Below are 8257 nucleotides of genomic sequence, written 5' to 3' on the forward strand. Positions count from 1 at the left end.
CACGCATGGCTTTACCGAAAGAAAATCCAGAAGTTGAAAATCAGCTAGAGGGTTTTGTTTCTCAACCTGACGAGTCTGCTGCCAGCGCAGCAACCCAGCTAGAACCATTCCTGAATCTGTTACTCGATCTCAAAATTATTGCTGATTCAAACCAGCAAAGTTCCGATCGCGAAAGTGACAGCAACAGCGAAAACGATCGAGCTGGGGCCCTCGACGGGTTGATGGATTTGTTACCTATTTCCTCTGCTTCTGCTGAGGAAATTACCACAACTGCTCCCTCAAACACTCAATCTCCCCAATCCGAAGCTGACAGCAACAGCAAAAACCATCGAGCGGCAGCTACCGGCGGGTTGATGGATTTGTCAGGTATTTCTCGGCAAGAGCAAGAGGAAATTGCAGCGCAGCAAAATCCCGATTCCGAAAGTCACAGCATCGGCAAAAAAGCTCAAGCTGGAGCCCTCGGCGGGTTGATGGATTTGTTAGGTATTTCTGAGCGAGAGCAAGAGGAAATTGCAGCGAGCGTCCAGCACAAAACTGCCTCTGGCGAACCCAAATCTACAAATTTTCCGGCCGTTGCAGGCGAGTCGAAAAGTTGGCTGTTCCCTACTCAAAAACTCAACAGTTCTGAACTGGAAAGAAACTATTCCTCAGCTAAAACTATAGATATTTCCGCAGATGTTTCGGAGTTTGAGAGAGAATCGCCTGACTTGACAATTTCAGATTATCCTCAGTACGTACAGGCGGAAAAATCCCAGGATTTAGACACCGCTTTAGAGGATTTGTCCGATCGCCCAACTCTAGAATCACCCGCAGCAACTAATCCAAATACCGCAGTTCCCGCACCTTCACAGCCCTCAGAAAAAATGTATCTAGATGCGGTGGTTGCTTCTGGGCCATCGATGTCAGAATTGCCAGAACAGCCGACACCGATATCGCAGCGATCGGAAATATTAGGCGAAATTAAACAAGACTTAAATGAAGCCGACAACGCGATGGAAAGGCTGCAAAGTCTGATTTTTGGCTCGCAAATCTCGGATATCGAGCAAGTCAAAAATCTCCTCGAACAAAACGACTTGCCCGGTGTGCGCCACCTGATGGTAACTATCAACGATAAATTAGGAAAACTCGAACACCAAATCCACGATCCCCAAGAACTGATCGCGCTGATGCTGCCTTGGATCGCAGAAATTCTCAGCCGCAAAATTACCGATTCCCGAGAAGAAGTTGTTAACGCGATCGTGCCAATTATTGATGAAGTAATTAGGGCAAAAACGGTAGAAAACAGGCCAGCAATGAGTTCGGCGATCGCTGAATTGCTCCCAGACGCCCTTGCTCAACAAATAAAAAATTCGCCACAAGAAATTGCTAAGGCGATCGCCCCAGAAATCGGCATGGCAATTAAAGAGCAAATTCGCCTTGACCAAGAGTCGATCGCCCAAGCCCTCGCTCCGGAAATGGGCAAAGCGATTACAGCCCAAATACAACTCGAACGAGATGCAATGGTGGATGCCCTCTATCCCGTCATAGGCAATACTATTGCCAGATACATGGCAGAAGCTATCAAGACAATCAATGAAAAAGTGTCAAATGCCATGAGCGTGGAAGGAGTGAAGCGCAAAATTCGCTCCAAAGTACAAGGAGTCTCCGAAGCCGAATTAATCCTCAAAGAATCAGTACCCTTTACCATCCAAGCAGTATTCTTAATTCACAAAGCATCAGGCTTGATAATTTCCGAAGTTCAAAACTCCGAAAGTTACCAGTTAGAATCAGAAATGGTAGCAGGAATGCTCACAGCTATTCGCAGCTTTGTCAACGAGTGCATCGTTGTGCCGGGAGAAATTTCCGAACTCAATCAAATTGAATACGGCGACTCAAAAATTTTGCTAGAAGTAGCGGGATACTGCTACATTGCAGTCGTAATTAAAGGAGAACCGCCAGAATCGTTCATCAGCAAGCTGCGGAAAACACTTAGTAATCTCATCCTTAATTACGCTAAATTAATTCACGAATTTAACGGCGACCCCGATACTATACCGGAGTCGCTGCACCCGTTTATCAAAACTTTATTCGACCCCCTGGACAAGGAAAAATCCACAAAACCCCCGCTCGCCCTAGCCGGGATCAGTTTACTCGCCCTCAGCTTAATCTTAGTACCTTGGGGAATGTATCAGTACCGCCGCAGCATCGACCGCCCCCTGGTAGCAAATGTCGCTTTAGCTTTAGCATCGACGCCAGAATTAGCAGTTTACCGCTTAAACGCCGACCTTGAGGGCAACACTCTCAAGTTAACCGGAAAATTGCCAAATCCACAATTGCGAGCAAAAGCCGCAAAAATAGCTGCATCAACTGTACCAAATCTGAAATTAGACAATCAAATTATCGCTGTAGATGTACCTCCCGACCCTGTTTTGGCAGCCGGCGAGGTGCAGCGGATTACCGCTGTTTTGAACCAGAGGGAGGGCGTTTCTATTTCTACTCGCTATGGCGATCGCAAAGTGACAGTAGAGGGCACAGTCACCGACGCTGCAGACTCACAAAAAATTGCTCAGTCCCTAAAACAAATTCCCGGCGTTCAGTCCGTCGTCAGCACGATTAAACTAGATCCGCTCCAGATCTTAAGCCGCATCTACTTTGACCCAGGAACGGCGAAATTAGACTCAACATCCGCAGAAATCATCGCCAGTGTCAAAAAATTCATGGATCGATATCCTCAAAAACATATTAAGATAATTGGGCACAGCGATGGAACTGGCGAAGTTGCCACAAATCAACGGCTGTCGCTCCGGCGTGCCGCAGCAGTGCGAGATGCTTTGGTGCGGCAAGGTGCAGACCCCAAGCGCCTCCAAACGATCGCCAGCCCCAATTCACCCGACGGCGTAGAACCCAATCAACCGCTACTTTTGAGCAGATGCGTGATATTTGAACCAATAACTAAGACCGCAAACGGCAAATAATTATGTCAGTTACTATATCTAAAAAAATGTGCATGATCGGCGACTTTGGCGTGGGCAAAACCAGCTTGATCCGCCGTTTTGTCGATCGGCAATTCAGCGACGAGTACCTCTCCACTGTCGGAGTCAAAATTTCCAGCAAAATTATTACATTAGAAAATATAAAACAGCAGGCAAATATCACAGCCAAGTTGCTGATTTGGGACTTAGAAGGGCATACAAAATTCAAAGGAATTGCACCGACTTACTTGCAAGGAGCTAGCGGCGTTTTAATCGTTGCCGATGTCAGCCGAACCGAAACAGTTGAGCGAATCTCCGAACACATTAAGCTTTTTTCTTCAGTCAATCCCAAAGGGTTAATTATCATCGCCTTGAACAAAATAGACTTGATAGACGAAGAAAAATTGGCAATGCTAGTGGAAATCTCCCACGCGATCGCTAAAGACAAAGTAATAGCAGTTTACACCACATCTGCCAAAACAGGCCAAGACGTTGACGAAATTTTCCACAAACTAGCTTACACAATGGTAGAACAAACATGAACCCCCTTTTTAAGAAACTCTTGGGCCCGCGACAAACAGAGTATCTGGTAGTCAATCACAACTTCATCATTCAGGAAACCTCCGCCGAAGCACAACATTATGCCGATACTCCCGGCGACGCGCTCCCCGGCACAGATGCTCGCATCAGTTTTCCCGAACTGATTGGTATTGAAAATATCCTGATTTCCATCGCAATGGGACGGCGGCCGAGTTTTGAACTCAAAGGTATCGCTCGGTTTGCCGACAACAACCACCCTTTATACTTCGATATGTTGGCAGTAGAACATGAAAACGAACAAGGTGTGGCAAATAATTTGCTCATTTTGATTGAAGATGCCACCGAAAAAATGGTAATGAAGCAATCATTAATTCAGAGAGCAAATGAAGCTAATCTGTTGGTAAGCGCCCTAGCAGCTTCTAAAGATTATATAGATAAAGTTATTAGCTCGATGGGCGATGCTTTGTTAGTGACAACAACCTTAGGAATTATCAAAACAGTCAATCAATCGGCACAAGGGTTATTTGGGTATAGTGAATCAGAATTAATCGACCATCCACTCTCCAAAATAGTAGTCGAAGAAACCTTGCTTTACCAAGCTCGCCATCGCTATATTTTGTCTCAAAAAGAGCTGCTCCGAGAACTGGAAGTAGTCTGTACTACCAAAATAGGAGAAGAAATTTGGGTAGAATTTTCCTGTTCGGCAATTCAGACAGAATTACAAGGACTTTACGATTTCATCTATATCGGCAGAAACATCACAGAACGCAAACAACAAGATATAGAAATTCGTAGTTCTTTGGTAAAAGAGCAAGAACTCAGACAAATAAAATCTCGTTTTTTTTCAATGCTCGCTCACGAATTCGGCAATCCTTTAAATACAGTATTATTTGCTACTCAAATCCTCAAAGAATACGGCGACTCAATCACCCACGCAGAACAACAAGAATATCTCGGACACCTTAAATCAGCATCTAAACACATGGCTCACCTATTAGATGATGTGCGGTTGCTCAGCAGCGCCGAAGCCGGAAAACTCCAATTCAATCCCGCACCAGTTGACTTGCTAAAATTTTGCAGCGAATTAGTAGAATCAATTAAAATTAGTGAGGGACAATATCGTAAAATTAACTTTATTTGCCGACCATCAACTCCGCCTGCGAAAAAAACCGATCGCGATTCGGAGAAAACACAACCCGATCCCGAACTCGATCCCAAATTGCTGCGGCACATCTTGACAAACTTGCTTTCTAATGCAGTAAAATACTCACCTACCGAAAGCAATATTTATTTTCAATTAAATTGTTATCATGAAAAAGCTACATTTAAAATTCAAGACGCAGGCATTGGCATTCCGATAGAAGACCAAGAACAACTATTTGAATCCTATTACCGGGCCCAAAATGTCGGTAAAATCCCCGGTACAGGACTGGGTTTATCTATAGTCAAGCAGTGTGTAGACTTGCACGGAGGTCAAATCGAATTTTCCAGCGAGACAGGGTTAGGCACTACCTTTATAGTCACAATTCCATTTTACAAACAAAAATAATACAATTTGCGATTTGCGATTTGGGAATTACCCCGCTCAAAAACGGGTACTTGCTTGCCGACGCGAGCGTCAGGGTCGAACCCAAAATTTTAGACAAAAGTTCAAGCTGCCAGATTCATCTGTGGAGTAAATCTCAAATCTCAAATCTCAAATCGACTAATGACTAATGACTAATGACTAATGACTAATGACTATCAGGAACAGAGGGCGCATTCACTACTAAGAATCCAACATGAACACCCTGTTAAAAAAGCTGTTGGTTCCCCACCACCTGGAGTACCTAGCACTGGATAAAGACTTTTTAATCCAAGAGACATCTTTCCAAGTGCAGCGCTTCGCGGACTTTCCCGAAGAAGTAACGGCCGGCAACGATGTGCGGCTTCCTTTTCCTGAATTGGTGGGAACTGAAGAAATTTTAATCGATATTTTTGAAGGGCGGTTGCCAAACTTTGAATTTAAAGCGATAACTCGGGTACTAGAAAATGGCTCGCGGCTTTATTTTGATATGTATATCGTCGAATTCAGCAATGACGATAATTATCAGAGATTAATTATATTTTTTGAAGACGTAACCGACAGGATGGGTTTAGAACAAACTCTAGTCCAAGCTACCAATGAAATGAATATTTTATTGAGTACCTTAGCCGCTACTAATAATTATGTTGAAAAAATTATTACTTCAATTGCTGAAGTTTTGTTGGTGACAACTGCATCGGGAAAAATCAAAAAAATCAATCAAGCGACTCAAGATTTATTCGGTTACAGCGAATCAGAATTAGTAGGACAGCAAATAAACGCTCTTGCTGCTGATGGTGAATCTTTGCAAGCAGTCAGCCAACAGCAGTCTCAATCATCTCCAACCAATGTCGAAGTAGTTTGCACGGCAAAAACCGGAGAAAAGTTCACAGTTGCTTTTTCCTGTACGGCAATTCCGAGTGAAATTCAAGGAATTTCTCAAACAAGGGGCGCCCTCCAAGATTTCGTGTACATCGGCCGCGACGTTACAGATAGAGAGCGAGCCCGCAAGCGAAAACTAGCTCAGTACGTCACCACTCGTATCCTGTCTACATCCGAAACAATCAAAAAAGCTCTAACAGCAATTCTTCCGGTAATTTGTGATAGTTTGGGATGGGATACCGCCGAACTTTGGATGCCGGAAGCGGGCGAAAAACTGCTGTCAGGAAGTAAGAGAATAACTGCGGTTTCCGACCCCAATTTGCTGCGCTGCCTGGTCAGTTGGAGAAAACGATCGGTTTCTATCCCTAAATTTGCCGAATTTGGCGAACAAATGACCTGTGAGTTGGGGGAAGGATTGCCCGGTATCGTTTGGGCTAGCGGTTCCCCTCAGTGGATTGCAGATGTCACAAAAAGTGATATTTTTTTGCGCCGAGAAATCGCTGCAATTGAAGGACTGCACGGAGCTTTTGCCTTCCCTATTTGGGGGGATTACGAGCAGGAAACTTCGGAAAAGTCTGTGTTGGGAGTGATGACTTTTTTTAGCTGTGAAGTGCGGAGTTTTGATGAAGATTTGCTCCAAATAATGGGGACAATCGGCAGTCAACTCGGTCAATTTATCAAGCGGAAACAAGCTGAAATAGCCTTGCGGGACAGCGAAGAACAACTGCGAGATTTATTTGAAAATGCTACTGATTTAATTCAAAGTATTGGAGCTGACGGTCATTTTTTGTATGTAAATCGGGCTTGGCGGGAAACTCTGGGCTACAGCGAAGCAGAAATTGCTGAAATGAGTGTTTTTGATATTATTCATCCCAATAGTTCCCCTGAGTCTCTGGATATATTATATCAAGCTATCAGTAAAAATGACTTTAATGAAGATACATTTTATCCCGATTCTATCGAAGTAATATTTATCACGAAATCTTCTGAATTAATTTTGCTGGAAGGTAGCATAAGCTGTAAATTTTCGGAAGGTTCGCTAGTAGCGATTCGCGCTATTTTGCGAGATATTACTGCTCGAAAAATGGCAGAAGATGCCCTGGCACAATCGGTGTCTTTGCTGCAAGCAACCTTTGATTCTACGGCTGACGGTATTTTAGCTATTGACAGGAACGGAAAAATAGTCAGTTTCAATCGGGAATTTGTGGAAATGTGGGGGATACCTAATGAAGTGATGGCGCTGCGAGACGATGCTACAACGATCGCTTTTGTGCTGAACCAACTCAAAGATCCCCAAGGATTCCAAGACAGAATAGAATCGCTTTACGATCAGCCAGAAGCCGAAAGTTTCGATTTGTTGGAATTTCAAGATGGCAGATTTTTTGAACGCTATTCGGAACCGCAGCGGCTGGGAGATAAAATTATCGGCAGAGTCTGGAGTTACCACGATATTACGGAACGCAAGCAAGCGGAAGATGCCCTGCGGGAAGAACAAGCAAAATCAGAAAAGTTGCTGTTAAATATTTTGCCGAAGGCAATAGCAGAACGCCTCAAACAAAACGAAACTACTATTGCTGAATATTTTCCTGAAGTGACTGTTTTGTTTGCAGATATTGTGGGGTTTACAGCTTTGTCTAGCACGATGAATCCGATCGCTCTGGTGGAACTCCTCAATAAAGTTTTTTCAAGATTCGATTTGTTGTGCGAACAGCACGGCTTAGAAAAAATCAAGACAATTGGCGACGCATATATGGTGGTGGGAGGGCTGCCGAATCCCAGGGCAGATCACGCTGAGGCGATCGCCAAACTGGCTCTAGATATGCAAACAGAAATGGCTCGGTTTCATCAGAAGAATCACAAATTTTTTAGCATCCGCATCGGTATCCACAGCGGCCCGGTTGTGGCCGGAGTTATTGGCATCAAAAAGTTTATTTATGATTTGTGGGGCGACACGGTAAATATTGCTTCCCGAATGGAGTCTCACGGTATATCTTGGCGGATTCAAGTCAGCGAAACTACTTATAAGTTATTGGAACACCAATATTTATTTCAGGAACGGGGAATTATTCAAGTTAAAGGAAAAGGGGGAATGAAAACTTATCTGCTCGTTAGGAAAAAAAAATTAGTCAGTAGTCAGTAGTCAGTAGTCATTAGTCAGTAGTCAGTAGTCAGTAGTCAGTAGTCATTAGTCAGTAGTCAGTAGTCAGTAGTCATTAGTCAGTAGTCATTAGTCAGTAGTCAGTCATTGGTAACAAGTTAAGCTTGTATGCCAGTTGTCAAGGGGAGTTCAGAAGATTTCTCAAAGAAAAATTGATTCTGA

The 8257-nt window shown here is 43.9% G+C and carries 4 protein-coding genes; all 4 read left to right on the forward strand.

Going from position 1 to position 8257, the window contains the following annotated elements; translation table 11 throughout:
• Positions 1-5: 5 nt before the first annotated feature.
• The 4 genes from QUA97_RS25060 (at position 6) to QUA97_RS25075 (ending at position 8077) form a co-directional block, all read left to right on the forward strand.
• Positions 6-2954 carry an OmpA family protein gene (locus tag QUA97_RS25060; RefSeq protein ID WP_194065786.1) on the forward strand — a complete coding sequence of 983 codons (2949 nt, stop codon included), beginning with the start codon at positions 6-8 and terminating at the stop codon, positions 2952-2954.
• A 2-nt stretch (positions 2955-2956) separates the two neighbouring features.
• Entirely contained in the window at positions 2957-3493 is a 537-nt protein-coding gene (locus QUA97_RS25065) for a Rab family GTPase (protein WP_194065787.1), read from the forward strand.
• Positions 3490-5040, forward strand: coding sequence for a PAS domain-containing sensor histidine kinase (locus tag QUA97_RS25070; protein WP_194065788.1), 1551 nt, complete (start codon positions 3490-3492; stop codon positions 5038-5040). The genes QUA97_RS25065 and QUA97_RS25070 overlap by 4 nt, the downstream gene beginning before the upstream one ends.
• Positions 5041-5272: 232 nt before the next feature.
• On the forward strand, positions 5273-8077 hold the full coding sequence (locus QUA97_RS25075; protein WP_333196833.1) for an adenylate/guanylate cyclase domain-containing protein: 2805 nt from the start codon (positions 5273-5275) through the stop codon (positions 8075-8077).
• Positions 8078-8257 lie beyond the last annotated feature (180 nt).

The sequence above is a fragment of the Microcoleus sp. CZ3-B2 genome (genome assembly GCF_036705055.1).
Lineage (GTDB): Bacteria > Cyanobacteriota > Cyanobacteriia > Cyanobacteriales > Microcoleaceae > Microcoleus.